At 64.4% G+C, this 13,497-nt stretch carries 16 protein-coding genes; 3 read left to right on the forward strand and 13 right to left on the reverse strand.

From position 1 onward, the window contains the following. Together RhoFasB10_RS03575 and RhoFasB10_RS03580 are read right to left on the reverse strand one after the other, a co-directional pair. Positions 1 to 1,324 (reverse strand): MFS transporter (locus RhoFasB10_RS03575; RefSeq protein ID WP_167675105.1); only part of this gene is annotated, 1,324 nt, incomplete at its 3' end. Positions 1,325 to 1,368: 44 nt separating this feature from the next. Beyond that, positions 1,369 to 1,719, reverse strand: coding sequence for an L-rhamnose mutarotase (locus RhoFasB10_RS03580; protein ID WP_068425256.1), 351 nt, complete (start codon positions 1,717 to 1,719; stop codon positions 1,369 to 1,371). A gap of 207 nt (positions 1,720 to 1,926) precedes the next feature. Here RhoFasB10_RS03580 and RhoFasB10_RS03585 point away from each other — a divergent pair, with 207 nt between their 5' ends. Beyond that, the gene (locus tag RhoFasB10_RS03585; RefSeq protein ID WP_167675107.1) at positions 1,927 to 2,304 is read left to right on the forward strand and encodes a hypothetical protein; all 378 of its coding nucleotides are present in this window, start codon (positions 1,927 to 1,929) and stop codon (positions 2,302 to 2,304) included. Continuing rightward, a complete protein-coding gene (locus tag RhoFasB10_RS03590) occupies positions 2,301 to 2,867 on the forward strand; it encodes a zeta toxin family protein (protein ID WP_068425258.1) in 567 nt (188 codons plus the stop codon). Before RhoFasB10_RS03585 ends, RhoFasB10_RS03590 begins: the two co-directional genes overlap by 4 nt. A gap of 3 nt (positions 2,868 to 2,870) precedes the next feature. Here RhoFasB10_RS03590 and RhoFasB10_RS03595 read toward each other — a convergent pair whose 3' ends face one another. The 5 genes from RhoFasB10_RS03595 to RhoFasB10_RS03615 all read right to left on the reverse strand — a co-directional run bounded on the left by RhoFasB10_RS03595 (position 2,871) and on the right by RhoFasB10_RS03615 (position 6,662). Further along, a complete protein-coding gene (locus RhoFasB10_RS03595; RefSeq protein ID WP_068425259.1) occupies positions 2,871 to 3,656 on the reverse strand; it encodes a TIM barrel protein in 786 nt (261 codons plus the stop codon). After that, the gene (locus RhoFasB10_RS03600) at positions 3,653 to 4,669 is read right to left on the reverse strand and encodes a Gfo/Idh/MocA family oxidoreductase (RefSeq protein WP_068425263.1); all 1,017 of its coding nucleotides are present in this window, start codon (positions 4,667 to 4,669) and stop codon (positions 3,653 to 3,655) included. The genes RhoFasB10_RS03595 and RhoFasB10_RS03600 overlap by 4 nt, the downstream gene beginning before the upstream one ends. A 143-nt stretch (positions 4,670 to 4,812) precedes the next feature. Beyond that, a complete protein-coding gene (locus RhoFasB10_RS03605; RefSeq protein WP_068425265.1) occupies positions 4,813 to 5,154 on the reverse strand; it encodes a DUF1801 domain-containing protein in 342 nt (113 codons plus the stop codon). Between the two features lie 30 nt (positions 5,155 to 5,184). Continuing rightward, positions 5,185 to 6,276 (reverse strand): spore photoproduct lyase family protein, encoded by a 1,092-nt coding sequence (locus tag RhoFasB10_RS03610; protein ID WP_068426174.1) that lies wholly within the window; start codon positions 6,274 to 6,276, stop codon positions 5,185 to 5,187. 194 nt (positions 6,277 to 6,470) lie between these two features. Continuing rightward, on the reverse strand, positions 6,471 to 6,662 hold the full coding sequence (locus RhoFasB10_RS03615) for a hypothetical protein (RefSeq protein ID WP_068425268.1): 192 nt from the start codon (positions 6,660 to 6,662) through the stop codon (positions 6,471 to 6,473). 81 nt (positions 6,663 to 6,743) lie between these two features. Between RhoFasB10_RS03615 and RhoFasB10_RS03620 the strand changes: the two genes are divergently transcribed. Then, entirely contained in the window at positions 6,744 to 7,571 is an 828-nt protein-coding gene (locus RhoFasB10_RS03620; RefSeq protein WP_206030500.1) for a DNA-formamidopyrimidine glycosylase family protein, read from the forward strand. 9 nt (positions 7,572 to 7,580) lie between these two features. Here RhoFasB10_RS03620 and RhoFasB10_RS03625 read toward each other — a convergent pair whose 3' ends face one another. From RhoFasB10_RS03625 to RhoFasB10_RS03650, 6 genes are read right to left on the reverse strand one after another with little or no spacing between them, the layout of a single operon-like run. Further along, positions 7,581 to 8,366, reverse strand: coding sequence for a TauD/TfdA family dioxygenase (locus RhoFasB10_RS03625; protein WP_068425273.1), 786 nt, complete (start codon positions 8,364 to 8,366; stop codon positions 7,581 to 7,583). Beyond that, positions 8,363 to 9,388: a D-alanine--D-alanine ligase gene (locus RhoFasB10_RS03630; RefSeq protein WP_068425275.1), complete on the reverse strand. Its 1,026-nt coding sequence runs from the start codon at positions 9,386 to 9,388 to the stop codon at positions 8,363 to 8,365. The genes RhoFasB10_RS03625 and RhoFasB10_RS03630 overlap by 4 nt, the downstream gene beginning before the upstream one ends. Then, positions 9,388 to 10,680: an ATP-grasp enzyme gene (locus RhoFasB10_RS03635; protein WP_167675109.1), complete on the reverse strand. Its 1,293-nt coding sequence runs from the start codon at positions 10,678 to 10,680 to the stop codon at positions 9,388 to 9,390. Before RhoFasB10_RS03635 ends, RhoFasB10_RS03630 begins: the two co-directional genes overlap by 1 nt. Positions 10,681 to 10,686: 6 nt before the next feature. Beyond that, positions 10,687 to 11,508, reverse strand: coding sequence for a class I SAM-dependent methyltransferase (locus RhoFasB10_RS03640; RefSeq protein WP_206030501.1), 822 nt, complete (start codon positions 11,506 to 11,508; stop codon positions 10,687 to 10,689). Next, positions 11,505 to 12,716: a sedoheptulose 7-phosphate cyclase gene (locus RhoFasB10_RS03645; protein ID WP_068425280.1), complete on the reverse strand. Its 1,212-nt coding sequence runs from the start codon at positions 12,714 to 12,716 to the stop codon at positions 11,505 to 11,507. Before RhoFasB10_RS03645 ends, RhoFasB10_RS03640 begins: the two co-directional genes overlap by 4 nt. A gap of 31 nt (positions 12,717 to 12,747) precedes the next feature. Further along, a complete protein-coding gene (locus RhoFasB10_RS03650) occupies positions 12,748 to 13,416 on the reverse strand; it encodes an HAD-IA family hydrolase (protein WP_167675110.1) in 669 nt (222 codons plus the stop codon). Between the last annotated feature and the right edge of the window lie 81 nt (positions 13,417 to 13,497).

Below are 13,497 nucleotides of genomic sequence, written 5' to 3' on the forward strand. Positions count from 1 at the left end.
GGCTCGGGGTCTGGCGGGGGGTGGTCAGGTCGTCGGAAACGACGGTTCCATAGCGCTCGATCTCGATCTCGGGCAACGACTTTCCGCGCGTGTTCGGTGCGAACACTGCGCCGATCGCCAGTGCCACCGTGAGAAGGCCGATGAGCAGAAGTCCGACTGTGGTGAGCCCGGTGGCGGCCAGAAGCGTCGGGAAGAAGTAGCTGAGCAGTCCGGTGGCCGTCCGCACGACGAAGAACATGAAGCCCTGAGCGCTGGCGCGGTACGGCGTCGCGAACAGCTCACTCGCCCACAGGCTGTAGAACGCCTGCGCGCCGATTCCGCTGGAGATGCCCCACGTGATCGCGAAGATCAACAGGGTGGGCATACCCGCGTCGGTGAAGAACACCAAGATGGCCCACGCGGCGATGCCCAGTGCCGCGCCGATCGAGTACAGCAGTCGCTGCGACATGCGATCCGCGAACTTCATGAACCCGAAGTACGTCGCGGCAACGGTGCATCCCCACACGAGAACCTGCAGAAGATTCTGTTCGACGGCACTCTCCACTCCGGCACTCTCGTAGACGCGCGGCATGAAGATACCCGCCTGGCCGGCGACAGTGTTCCAGAAGCCGTAGATGCCGATGAGCACCAGAAGTGCGGTGATGTTCACTCGTTTGGTGAACAGTCCCTTCAAACCTGCTGCGCCGAAGGTCTTCTCGCGAGTAGCAGCGCTTGCAGTGTCGGCGGCCTCGTCCTTCCAGATGGCCGACTCGGGCAACCCCTGCCGAATCCACCAGACCACCGCAGCCACGACGAACAGATGCACGAAGATGATGCGCGATCCGAGCAGATCGAGCGGCGCGAGGAGCGCGGCGAGAGCGAAGCCGATGAACGGGCCGACGGACCAGGCAAGTTGCGCTGTTCCGACGTGCCGGGCTCGTTCGCGCGACGGTGCTTGCTCGGCGATGTACGTCCACGAAGCAGGGACGCCTGCTCCGACGGCGACGCCGGTGATGACGAAGGCCGTCAACAGCATCGCGAAGTTCATCGCGAACGCAGCGATGAGAACACCGACCATGTACACGATCAGATCGTAGGTATAGATGGCTTTGCGTCCGTATCGATCACACAGAGGCCCGCCGATACCGGCACCGATGGCGGCGCCGAACGCGTTCGCACTGAACGCCGCGAGTAGTCCGACCGCAAGGTTGCTGATGCCGAACTCGTTCTGCCACAACGTCAGTGAAGTGGCGATCGCAATGATCGAGCCGGCTTCGATGTAGTTGCTCATCGCGACCGATATGGTCGCGCGCCACCCGGTGGTGGACTTGGCGCCGATCTTCATGAGGGCTCCGAAAGGATGTGTGGGGTCAGGGGGATCGAAAGAATTCAGGGCAGATGGAAGTAGTGCGTCAGGAATTCGAGAGGCGCATCCGGGCGCGCTGCGGGCTCGAAGTACTCGGCCATGTTTCGCTGCCATCGGGCGTCGACGTCGGTCGCGCTCATCGCCGCAGTCATCGCGGCGGGATCCTTCGATTCGACGTAGCCGACGACGAGTCCGTCCTCGGGACGGAGAAACAGGGAGTAGTTCTTCCATCCGGTGTCACGCAGCGCATCGAGCATGTCGGGCCAGACGTGTTCGTGAGCCGCCAGATAGTCCTGTACGCGATCCGGCCTGAGCTTGAGCAGGAAGCACACTCTGTGGAGCTCCGCATTGTCGGCGTCTGCGACGGTAGTCATGACTCTCCAGCGACGTAGTGACGGTGAGCCGTCCCGGTGGATCGAAACGCGGATTGAAACGTTTCAATCAATGGCCTGGCTCACATTAGGGCTCGCTCGTGGGCTACGTCAACCCCCTGATCCGGCTCGGGTAGTCCCGAGAACACCGGCCGTTCGCTGTAGCACATTGCTACACTGGGTGTCGCGTGCCGATCGAGGGAGCGAATCATGACGAACGTCGCCGACAGGGTCACGCGGTTCTCGTCCGAACTGGTCGACGCCGCAGCAGCAGAAGGCGAGCGAGAGAACCGCTCGGCCAGGCAACAGCTCGAACACTGGGCTCGGGTGGGCCGTGAGGTATCGAATCAGCGGCAGGTCGCACGTCGACGCGTCGAAGCCGCGCTGGCCGGCCAGACACCGCTGAGTGCGCTCTCCGACGAAGAGGGCGTCGTGTTCAACGCCGAGGTTGCCAGCGCTCTCGAAGAGTCGCTTGCTACCGGCGATCACGTCGCGGATCGCGCTGCACAGGGGCGCGTCACGGTCTCGCTCGACGAGCAGGGACGCGTCGTCAAGCATTTGCCCGACGGTACCCAGATCGTTCTGTGAGACGACTGGATCTCGTCGTCGGCCCGAACGGTTCCGGTAAGACGACGTTCGTCGAACAGCGCCTCGCGCCGTTGCTTCCGGGAAGTGCGTTCGTGAATGCCGACGTCATCGCGCGGGAGCGCTGGCCCGATGCGCCGGAGGCGCATTCCTACGAGGCCGCGAGGATCGCGTCGAGCATTCGCGACGGCCTGGTGTCACAGGGCGAATCGTTCATCGCCGAGACGGTGTTCTCCCACCCGTCGAAACTCGACTTTCTCGACAAGGCCGGCCGGGCGGGCTATGTCGTCGTGCTGCACGTGGTCATGGTCCCCGTCGAACTGTCCGTGGCCCGCGTTGCGGTACGCGTCACCGAGGGTGGGCACGACGTTCCGGAGGACAAGATCCGCGAGCGCTTCGATCGGTTGTGGCCGTTGGTAGCCGAAGCGATTCGGCGCTCGCATCATGCCACGGTGTACGACAATTCCGCCCCCGACGTCACCCGCATCGCAGCGAGGTTCGTCGAGGGCGATCCTGTCGGTGACACCACTTGGCCTACATGGGCACCCGCAGAGCTACGACCGTAGAACTCAGCGCGCCGGCGCGAACGCCGCTTCGAACGCATCCAACGCGGCGTCCGGATCTCCGGACGCCCAGGCTTCCATTCCGACCACGCCGGAGTAGCCGATCTTCTTCAGCGCCGATGCCACTGCGCTGTAATTGATTTCGCCCGTACCCGGTTCGCACCGGCCCGGCACATCGGCGACCTGGATCTCACCGATGTACGGCAACGCCTCGGTGACCAACTCGATCAGGTTTCCTTCTCCGATCTGCGCGTGGTACAGGTCGAGATTCAGACGCAGATTCGGGTGATCGACTGCCTTGACCAACGCCAAGGTGTCCGACGCGGTCGCGAAGGGAGTTCCGGGGTGGTCGACCGCGAGGTTGAGATTCTCGAGGACGAACGTCCGACCGGCGGCGGCGCCCAACTCGGCGATCTTGCTCAAAGTGTCTGCGGCAGTGAGCCACATCGACGGCGTCACGACCTCGACCGGCCGGACCGGAAGACCTCCGTCACCGAGCCCCGTGCCGTGCAGGTTCAACCGTGGGCAGTCGAGCTTGTCGGCGATCTTCAAGGACTGCGCTGCAGTCGCGAGCAGCTCCTCGATACCGTCCGGCTCGGTCAGGTTTCCCGTGAGATAACCCGTCATCGACGAGAATTCGGCTCCGGATCCGGCGAGCGCATCGATGTCCTTGCTCGACCAGTCCCAGATTTCGACGAGCAGACCGCGTTCGGAGATCCGCTCGATGCGGTCCATCAGCGGCAGGTCCGAGAAGATCATCTCCGCGCATGCGGCGAGCGTCACTCCGCTCATGCGGACACCTCGACAGCCTGTCCTGTTGCGGCGCTGTCGATCGCGGCGAGCGCAATGCCGAGCGCGATGCGGGCATCCTCGCCGGTGACCTGGGCCTGCGTTCCGTTACGGATCGCATCGACGAACGCGATGAACTCGCCGAGGTACGCGCTGCGCAGCAGATCCGTGTCGCGGCGTGCGGTGTCGATACCGATTCCCTCGGGACCGTAGTACGTCATGTTGCTCGTCAGCGAATCTCCCATGGTGACCATGCCACCGGATCCGAACACCTCACCGCGCACGTCGTAGCCGTACAGAGCACTGAAGTTCGCTTCCGCCACTGCAATTGCGCCGTTGTCGAACTCGACCGTCACCACTGCGGTGTCGAGATGACCGTCCGCTTTGGCGTCGGGACGGATCAACGCGTCGGCGATCGCTGTCACGCGCTTGGGGCGCGCGCCCGGATTCAGGAAGCACAGCGCGTCGAAGTCGTGGATCAAGGTCTCGAGGAAGATCGTCCCCGGTGGGATACGCGCCGGGTCGGCGGAGAACGGTCCGGGATCGCGGGTGACCGAGCGGAGCAGCTGCGGAGTGCCGACGCGTCCCGCATCGATCGCCGAGCGGGCCGCGATCCATCCCGGGGCGAATCGTCGGTTGAACCCGACCTGAAGGACGACGCCTGCCTCCTTCGCTGCGGCGATCGCTCGGTCCGCGTCGGCGAGGGTCACGGCCATCGGCTTCTCGACGAACACGTGCTTGCCGGCGGCAGCGGCTTGAACGACCAGGTCCGTGTGGGTGCGGGCGGGCGTCGTGATGAGCACGGCGTCGACGTCCGGGCGTGCGAGCACGGCGTCGGCCGACCGCTCGACGACGTCCACGTCGAGATCGGCGGCGAGACGATCGGCGTTGGGCGTCGGGTCGACGACGGCAACCAACGTGGCACCGGGGACGTGGTTCGCAACGAGCTCGGCGTGGCTCGAACCGATCCGACCTGCGCCGATCAGTGCCAGACGCACCGGGGATTTCTTGGACACGATTTGCTCCGAAATTCGAGAAGGGGGACTAGAACGTACTACTGTTACGTTCTAGTAGACGATGTTAGGGCTGCTGATCGGTCCGGTCAAGACCGGGTTCGCCCGGGCACGCTCCGAGGCGGGCGAGGAACGAAGCGCGACCGTCAGCGCTGGTTCAGCTCGACGGCGCTGCTGATCAGAGCCGAGAAGGCGTCGGCGTCGAGGATGTCGTTCTCACGGATGTCCACTGCCCGACGCGTCCCCGCGTCGAGACTGGCGTTGAACACCCCGGCCGGGTCGTCGAGCGACGCACCCTTGGCGAAGGTGACCTTGACCTTGTCCTTGTAGGTCTCGACCGTGCAGAGAAGACCGCCCAGACCGAAGGTGGGCACACCGTCGGGGTTCGACGCCTTCTTCCACTTGGCTTCCTCGGTGACGCCCGGTGCGGCGGCCTCGATCAGGGTGCGGATCTTCGACACGGTCTCTGCTCGCCAGTCATCGCTCATGGGCGATCACTGTAGTGCTGTCGTGTTCGTTCACGTCCAGTACAACATCTGAGCCTGCGGCAGAATGCGGTCCACCTCGTCCGAGAACCACGACCGCATCTCGTTCATGATGTCTCGCAGATAGACGTACTTGACGCCCCCGAACTTGGACCGCTTCGCCGACCGCGACTCCTCGTCCATCTCGAGCTTGGTGCCGGGATACCACCCGAGAAGGACGTCCTTGCTCGACGGCGTGAAGCGGTGCGTGATGGCCTCGACCGTCAGATCGACGTCCGGTACGTCTACGAGTGCGTCGGCGACGTCGGACAGCAGGCGGCCGTACTGCTCGCGCCATTCCGGTACGGGCATGATGGGCGCGACCGTCAGCCCGACGCGGTAGCCGGCGAGCGCGAGCGAGCGCAGAGCCTCGATCCGAGCGGGCATTCGCGCGGTTCCGCCCTCGAAGCGGTTGCCGATGTCGGCGGCGTTCACCGAGACCCTAACTCTGGTGCGGCCACCGTGATCGAGCGTCACCAGCTCGGCGACGTCGTCGAACTTGGTCGTGAAACGTAGGGACACGTCGTTGCCGAACTCACCCGCGCCGACCCGGGAGATCGCGGCCGCGAGCGAGCCCGTCACGTGCTCGATTCCCAATGGATCGGTGTAGCAGGACATTTCGAAGGTCGTGCCCTCGTGTCCGCGCTCGGTGGTGCCGGAAGTGATGGTGCCGCGGCCGGCGTGGGTCGCGATGGGCGCCAACACGTCGTCGAGATTCGCGAACACCCGCGTCACGGGCGGGCCGGACAACGACCCCGCCAGATAGCAGTACTGGCAGTGCGCGGGGCAGCCTTTGGCAAGGTCGATTCGCCAATCCGCGCTGGGTGGAATCGGTTGCGGCTTCAACGCGCTCGGAGGCGCCACGACGACGGCGAGGGTCGATTTGGCGCGCGCGTACGTCTCGCGTTCGGTCTCACCGCGGAGGCCTGTCAGCCGGTTCGAGGTCAGGAAGTCGATGTCGGCGACGCCTGCCGCCTCGCAACGCCGAACGATCTCTGCCGTGTGCGGTAGATCTGCGGCAGCCGCGGTGATCAGGACATGCTTCGGAGTCCAGATTCGGGTGGGCACAATCAGCGTCTGAGTCATTGCCTCGTTCAACACTCTCGGCAGTCGAAGGGACGGTGCCCGCCAGTGCGCCTCTCGGCAAGCGGCCGCTCGTGGCGGCAATTCTGGGGTGGTACCCGGGGCATTGGATCGGGCACCGTCGAGTTGTTCAACGGCGACGGTCGCGTCGGCATTCCGCACCACAGGCCGATGAAGTGTGAAGTGCACCGCAGCCATCACACCGCGTCGGCGTCCACCGGGTCCACGAGTTCAGGAATGAGCATGTCGCTTCGAACGAGAAACGGATACGCCCCGGTTCCGTGCGACTCGTTCTGAACCAGGACGAGACCGTCGTCGCGTACTTCACGCACGGTGACCACGACAGTGTTCGCCCCCGCAGTGAAGTGACAACGGTCGCCGGTGTCCATTCCGCATCCATACCCCGACCCCGACGAAGTAACACACTGCTTTTTCCGTGTGACGCGTAGGGAGCCGAACAAGGGGGGTAGATGGTTACGGTGCCCGAACTTCCGGAAGTAGAGAATGCCCGCCAGGTCGTCGAGAAGGCACTGGGCAGGGTCATCGTCGACATCGACGACACGGATACCTACGAATGCCGGCCGCACAATCCGGGTGATATCGAGCGTGCGCTGAAGGGCGGGATGCTCACCGAGGCGTGTCGACGCGGTAAGGCGATGTGGTGCGAGACCGAGACAGCGGACGGCGAGGTCGGGCCTACCCTCGGAATCCACCTCGGCATGGGCGGGCGCATCATCGTGACCGCGCCCGACGGGGAGCAGTCGTCGACATACGGCGGTGGCGACCCCCACGTCGGTGAACGTGACACCGACAAGCCGGAGTGGACGCGGTTCGCCATCACGTTCGACGACGGTGGTCAGCTCCGACTGTTCGACAAGCGACGACTGGGCCGGGTACGGCTCGAACCCGACATCGATGCGTTGGGACCCGATGCCGCCGAGATCTCGCGTGACGACTTCCGCGAGCGAATCGGCTCCAGCGCAGCGCCTGTGAAGGCACGACTGCTCGACCAGGCGGTCATCGCCGGGATCGGCAACTTGCTCGCCGACGACATTCTCTGGCAGTGCGCTCTGTCCCCGTCTCGCCGTGCCAAGACCTTGACGACGGACGAGCTCGACGAGCTACGGGTGGTGCTGCGGCGGGCCATCCGGGCCGCGATCCGCAAGGGCGGCGTCCATACCGCCGAGATCATCCCGTTCCGGAAGGTCGACGCCACCTGCCCTCGCTGCGGATCTCCGATGGCCCGCGGAACCGTGGGCGGGCGAACCACCTGGTGGTGTTCGAACGAACAGTCCTGAAAGGCAGGGCTACCGAGCCTGCCTCGGTCTCGCCACCGCGCGGTCGGAGCTCATCCCGCGATGCATCGTTCTGTCGCCGACGACGCCGCTGTGGTCGGCTTTGTGCATGACGCAGCGGTTGTCCCAGATGACGACGTCGTGGGGTGACCACGAATGTCGAAGTACGTTGTCCTCGCGAGTGGAATGGTCGACGAGACGAGCGATGAATTCGAACGCCTGCTCCGCGGTCATCGAAGACACGGCCCGGCAACGCGCAGGCGCAGTGAGGTACAGGGCGGAGCGGCCGGTCACCGGATGTTCGAGCGCCAAGGGGTGATCGGCCGAACCCTCTATCCCGTCGAGACCGGTGACGGTATGGGTGACACTCGCCCCGTCGACGATTTTCCTGTCGTCGGCCGACAGAGTGTCGTAGGCGCGGTACTGATTGCTGAAGAGGGTCTGCCCACCCTGCTCGGGCACATCGACCGCGCGGAGCGCCGTGTACGCCGGCGGATGGGGAACATAGGTGGTGTCGACGTGAAACGTCGACTTGGGAGGTGTGCTCCGGCCGACGTTCGAGACGACGTTCAGATCGGGAAAGCCGTCGACGGGCGTCTCTCCGTCGGTGAAGAGCAGATCACCGAAAGACTGTACGAACGCGAGAAATTCGTCGTTTCCGACGTGTTGGTCGGGAAGAATCGCGACGCCGTGCTCGGCGAGCAGGGTGCGTAGCTCGTCGGTATCCGACGGGTTCAGCGCTCCCACTGCGATGCCGGATACGCGTACTCCGAGGGGGTGCAGTGCTTCGTGTTTCATCGTCCTGGCCTTTCGTTCTTCAGTTCCCGCAGCGAGAGCGCGAACAGTTCGGTGACGGAAATGCCTGCAGCCGACGCCATCACTGCGATCACGCTCCCCGGTGAGTACGAGCAATACAGTCCGGCCTCGAGAAACCACGGATTGCCGTCGGGGTCGATTCGGAAATCGAACAGACCGTAGTGCCTGCATCCGAGCGCAACGTACGCGGTTCGCGCTGCGGCCCAGACGGTTTCGGTGACCGGGTCGTCCGTGTCGACGATCCACGCCTTGGTCGAATTCTTCGCGACGAGGTACAGGTCACCGTCCGCGGAACGGTCCAGTTTGTCCGCCCGACTACGGATCGGGTTGGCGTCGTCGACGGCATATTCTTCGAGAGGCAGACACACCAGTTCGCCGTCCCGTTCGATGATCCCACAGCGAATTTCTCGGCCGAGCGGTACGTACGCTTCGACCAACGCCGCGTCCGAATGCCGAAGCGCCTCGCGCACCGCGGCATCGAGATTCGAACCATTCTCGACGACATCGACGCCGACGGAATTGTCGGAATCCACCGGCTTGACGACGACCGGAAACGGAACCGTCGTCGCGCCGGGGGCACGAAGGACGTCGCCCTGCGGCACCGAGACTCCCGCCGCAGCCACGACGGCTCGCGCGATGTTCTTGTCGGCGGTCATGGCCATCACGGCCGGGCGGTTCCCGAGGACCGGCACCGACAGAAGGTCGAACATCGATCGATACGTGGTCATGCCGGGAAGGCAGAACATCTGCGGTATAACGACATCGATGTGCAACGCCGCGATCCGCTCGAAGGCCTGCGCGACGGTCAGGTCCCCCTCGTCCACGGCAGCATCGAGACTCTCGACGAACTGCCACCGTCCGCCGGGCGTCACAACGGCGATATGGACGCGATATTGGGGGTCGTCGGACACGGCGCCCAGAAACCCTGTGGCGTACACCGCCGAGAGATCGGCATGAAACCGGTCGACGGCCGAGCCGACCAGCGCGAGCACGGTCGTCGTCATCAGTCCCCTCCGAGTTCGACGAGTTTGCCGATGTTGAAATCGATGCGAGACCAGCTACCGCCGACCAGCGCATTCTTCAGCAGTAGCGTCGGAATCTGCAGGTGGTGCACCAGCAAGTACGGCAACGGGTCCCAGCGCGCGTAGATCGCGTCCGTTCCCTCTCGTATGACGCGCAATCGGTGCGCGCGGTTCGACTGAGTCAGCAGTCGCCACACTTCGTGGTAGATCCAGTATGTCGGTTTGGATTCCGGCGTCGGGACCACCGCTTCGTCGTTCTTCGTAAGGTATGCGTTCGCCAACTCGTCGTGGTCGTAGAACATCGTGATGGCGGAGTGGGTGCGCGGGTTGCACTCGATCGCGTACACCCGGCCGTCGCTGCTCTCGATGAAGTCGAACGACAGTTGCCCGGTCACCCCGAGCTCGCTTACGAAACGTTCCACCCAGGAACGGATCTCGGGCTTGTCCACCATCGCATAGTTGACCTGGAACGCGGACGATTCGCAACATGCGTACACCGTCAGGGCCCCGTCGCGCACGGTTCCGTGCGTGCAGTACTCCTGACCCGAGACGAACTCCTGGAGAATCCATGGGTCATCCTCGGAAATGTCGAGGCTGCGGGCGAATTCGAGGTTGCGCTCCGGAGTTCGATCCGACAGCCGCGTCAGATCCATTCTGCCGACGGGGTTGTACGCAATGCGTTTGAGGATGTACTCGCGCCCCGGCGGGAAATCGAAATCCGCGATCTGTGCCGGGTTCGTGATGCGGCGCCAGTCCGGTACGGAAAGACCCATGGCAGCAGCGGCTTCCGAGAACGTCGACTTGTCGTCGAGCATGCGGACGATCTCGGAGTCACCGTGAACCACCTCGCACACGTCGTCGAGCACGTGTTTGGCGTCGGCGTCGTGGACGCTGGCGGCGGGGCTCGCGACGGGCACGAACACGTCCACGCCCTCGCGCAGCGCGACGTCACGCAACGCGCCGGCGTAACCGGGATCCGTCGGATCGGGGATGCAGTGGAACGCGTCCACCGCACGCGAGAACCGGTGGCCGGTGAGCCGGTATTTGGCCGACTCGACTAGAACCACACGGTGGCCCGCACGGTGGAACGCGCGGGCCAGACTCAACGACTTGGTCATCTTCCCGCCGCTCACCATCACCGTGCGTCCCGACGGGCGAGCGGCTACCCGTCGTCGATCGAGAAGTGACAGGCCGACGACGGCCAAGTCGACGGGCATCGTGACGGCCAGTGCGCCGAGCGCACCGACCGTCCGAGCCATCGCTGCGAACTGCATGGTCGGTTACGCCTCCACTCGCCGAATCAAGGTCACGCCGTCTCGTAACGGAAGCAGAACCTGCTCGACGCGCGGGTCCTCGGTGACGAACGTGTTGAACGCCTCGACCGCATCACCGTTGGCGGTTCGGTACGCCGCATCTGCGTACGGAGTGCCCTGGAGCAGGGTGTTGTCGACCGCGACGATGGCGCCCGGGGCCAGCAGATCACTGTCCATCAGGTGCCGGTAGTAGTCGAGGTAGCCCGTCTTGTCCGCGTCGATGAACACGAGATCGAACCGACCGGAAAGCCGGTGCAGCGTCTCGAGGGCCGGGCCGACTTCGACCGAAATTCGGCTACCGGCCGGTGATTGGGCGAAGCACTCCCGGGCGAAGTCCGCGACGAATCGGTCGACTTCGCACGCCACCACTTCGCCGCCGTCGGGAAGAGCTTCGGCCATCGCCAGAGCCGAATAGCCGGTGAACATCCCGATCTCGAGCACCCGCCGAGCTCTGGTCATGTGCACCAGGAATTTCAGCGCCTGGCCTTCCACATGGCCGGACAACATCTCCTGTTCGAGCGGGCCGGAACCGGACACGACGGTCCGTGAGTCCCAGTCCAATCCGAGTGTGCGACGGGACAACTCGGCCAACGCCGACGATTCGCGCGTCGTGTGCCGGTCGAGATACGGGTCGAGTCCGTCGGCGAGGTCGCGCGCCCGCCGCAGCCGGCGGGCGAACTCCTCCCCGACATCACCGGCGTCCAACGCCTCCACGAGCTCGCGAAGTTCTTTCCCGAGAATGGTCGTCGGCGTCACCGGGCGGGAGGTGCGGACGGCACCGTCGGTCATGTGTGGGCACCGGTGAACATGTCGATTCCCGCTCCACCACGGTCGAATTCGAGACAGATCTTCTTGTGGAGGGCGAGCGCGTCGGACAGCTCTTCCGTCGTCAGGTCGTTGAGGAACCGGCACGATCCGATGGGATCGGGAACCGCGGCGCGCAGGATGCCGTCGCGAGTCCTCAGGATCGATGCGGTGGCGTCGGCGAGAAGCTCGGGGGTCAGGTGATCGCTGTCGAGAGCAAGGCCGAGTCGGCTCATGACACCGAGAATGCGGTCGCGCTCCGACGTCGAGATCAAACCGCGTTGCTCGGCGACCGTCGTCGACAACGCCATGTCGATGTTGATCGCGTGACCGTGGAAGAACGGCGCAGGAGGCGTGAGCTCCAAGGTGGGACTCCACGTGTGTCCGAAGGCGATGACACGGTCGAGCTCGATCTCGTGAAGGTTGGGCGCTTCGAGCTCGAGCATCGTCTCGATTGCCTGGTACGTCAGGCGATCAGCCACGGCACGCAGCTCGGGGGTGCCGCCCGAGTGGCCGAACTTCGTGGAAAGCAGTTCTGCGCCATGCTGATCCAGCATGTCGAAGATCGCGCTGTTGCCGACGACGGAGATCTTGATCAGCTCGGCCATGCCGTTCCGAATCTGATCCTCGGGCAACGTGGCGAGAAACGAGAAGTCCAACAGAACCTTCTGCGACGCGTGATATGCACCGAGTCGGTTCTTGTGCTTGCCGTAGTTGACCGCGACCTTGATGGACACGCTGGCGTCGATCAGACCGATCAACGTGGTGGGGATACGGATGTAGGGCGTGTTTCGACGGTAGCTGGCACACGCGAAGCCCGCCACGTCGGTGGTCAGTCCACCGCCGACCACCAGCACCGGCTCGGTCCGGACCAGTCCGAATGCGTCGAATTCACCGACGATCCGCTCGAACGTCTCCAGAGACTTCGCGGTTTCGGCGATCGTGACCGGTACGACGGTCAGTGCGATCTCGTAGTGGTCGAAGTAGGCGCGCGCACGATCGCCGTACAGCGCGTGCACGGTCTCGTCGACGACCATCAGGCATCGTCCGTACTGTCGATAGCTCTCTGCCAGTTCGGGATTCGCGACGTCGAAGACACCGTCGACGTAGAGCAGGTCGTATTCGATCCGCTCGTAGCCCTCGACGTGAAAGGCGCGGTCGGTTGCCGTGACCTGGGCTTGCATGTTGCTCATGAAACAGTCCTCTCTTGTCCGCGACCGGATCTCACTCGCGTCCTTCTGCCCACCGAACGAGCTGGTCCGGATCAAGGCGGTCGACGGTGGCCACCGCGGCCGAGAAGTCCCCTCCGCCTGTGTTCGAGTTCGGGAATGCAACGCATCGGATCGACGCGGCCGACGCCGACTCGACTCCGCCGACGTTGTCCTCGATGGCGATGCAATCGGCTGCGTTCTCGCCGAGCCCGTCGACGGCGACCCGGTACGCATCCGGATCGGGCTTGACCTCGGCCACCGTGGTCTTGTCGACGACGATGTCGAACGATGCCGCGCTGAGCTCTTCGAACGAATCGAGCAACGCGGACACGTTGTCCGGCGACGTGGTCGTCACCAGTCCCAGCTTGAAACCGTGGTCACGTGCAGCGGCGACGGTGGCGAGCACGCCCGGGCGCGGTTCGATACCCTCCGTGGCAAGCAGCTTGCGAAAGAGCTCGGACTTGGTCGAATGCACTGCGGCGGAATCGACTTCCTGGCCGCGAGACGACGCGTAGTCGGCGATACGTGCGGCGCCACCGTTGCTGGTGAGCATCTCGGAGTATTCCTCGCGTGACCAGTTCCAGTCCAGGCCGTGTTCGGCGAACGCGTCGTTGAACGCGCGCCGCTGGAGCTCGGACGTGTCGGCCAGCGTACTGATGGATCCGAAAAGTAGTGCAGTCATGTGTGAGTCCTCGAGGAAGTTGTGAACCGGGTCGTTCTGGTCACCGTCGTGACACGGCGTGTTCGGATAGAGCCGGCAATG

This window comes from Rhodococcus sp. B10 (genome assembly GCF_011770055.1).
GTDB classification, from domain to species: Bacteria; Actinomycetota; Actinomycetes; order Mycobacteriales; family Mycobacteriaceae; genus Rhodococcoides; species Rhodococcoides kyotonensis_B.

Bases quoted from the DNA above. Each gene is read 5' to 3' on its own strand.
- RhoFasB10_RS03610 (WP_068426174.1), bottom strand. From the start codon at position 6,276: ATGACTCAGACGCTGATTGTGCCCACCCGAATCTGGACTCCGAAGCAT.
- RhoFasB10_RS03620 (WP_206030500.1), top strand. From the start codon at position 6,744: ATGGTTACGGTGCCCGAACTTCCGGAAGTAGAGAATGCCCGCCAGGTC.
- RhoFasB10_RS03635 (WP_167675109.1), bottom strand. From the start codon at position 10,680: ATGCAGTTCGCAGCGATGGCTCGGACGGTCGGTGCGCTCGGCGCACTG.
- RhoFasB10_RS03630 (WP_068425275.1), bottom strand. From the start codon at position 9,388: ATGACGACGACCGTGCTCGCGCTGGTCGGCTCGGCCGTCGACCGGTTT.
- RhoFasB10_RS03595 (WP_068425259.1), bottom strand. From the start codon at position 3,656: ATGAGCGGAGTGACGCTCGCCGCATGCGCGGAGATGATCTTCTCGGAC.
- RhoFasB10_RS03650 (WP_167675110.1), bottom strand. From the start codon at position 13,416: ATGACTGCACTACTTTTCGGATCCATCAGTACGCTGGCCGACACGTCC.
- RhoFasB10_RS03645 (WP_068425280.1), bottom strand. From the start codon at position 12,716: ATGAGCAACATGCAAGCCCAGGTCACGGCAACCGACCGCGCCTTTCAC.
- RhoFasB10_RS03585 (WP_167675107.1), top strand. From the start codon at position 1,927: ATGACGAACGTCGCCGACAGGGTCACGCGGTTCTCGTCCGAACTGGTC.
- RhoFasB10_RS03605 (WP_068425265.1), bottom strand. From the start codon at position 5,154: ATGAGCGATGACTGGCGAGCAGAGACCGTGTCGAAGATCCGCACCCTG.
- RhoFasB10_RS03615 (WP_068425268.1), bottom strand. From the start codon at position 6,662: ATGGACACCGGCGACCGTTGTCACTTCACTGCGGGGGCGAACACTGTC.
- RhoFasB10_RS03625 (WP_068425273.1), bottom strand. From the start codon at position 8,366: ATGAAACACGAAGCACTGCACCCCCTCGGAGTACGCGTATCCGGCATC.
- RhoFasB10_RS03580 (WP_068425256.1), bottom strand. From the start codon at position 1,719: ATGACTACCGTCGCAGACGCCGACAATGCGGAGCTCCACAGAGTGTGC.
- RhoFasB10_RS03640 (WP_206030501.1), bottom strand. From the start codon at position 11,508: ATGACCGACGGTGCCGTCCGCACCTCCCGCCCGGTGACGCCGACGACC.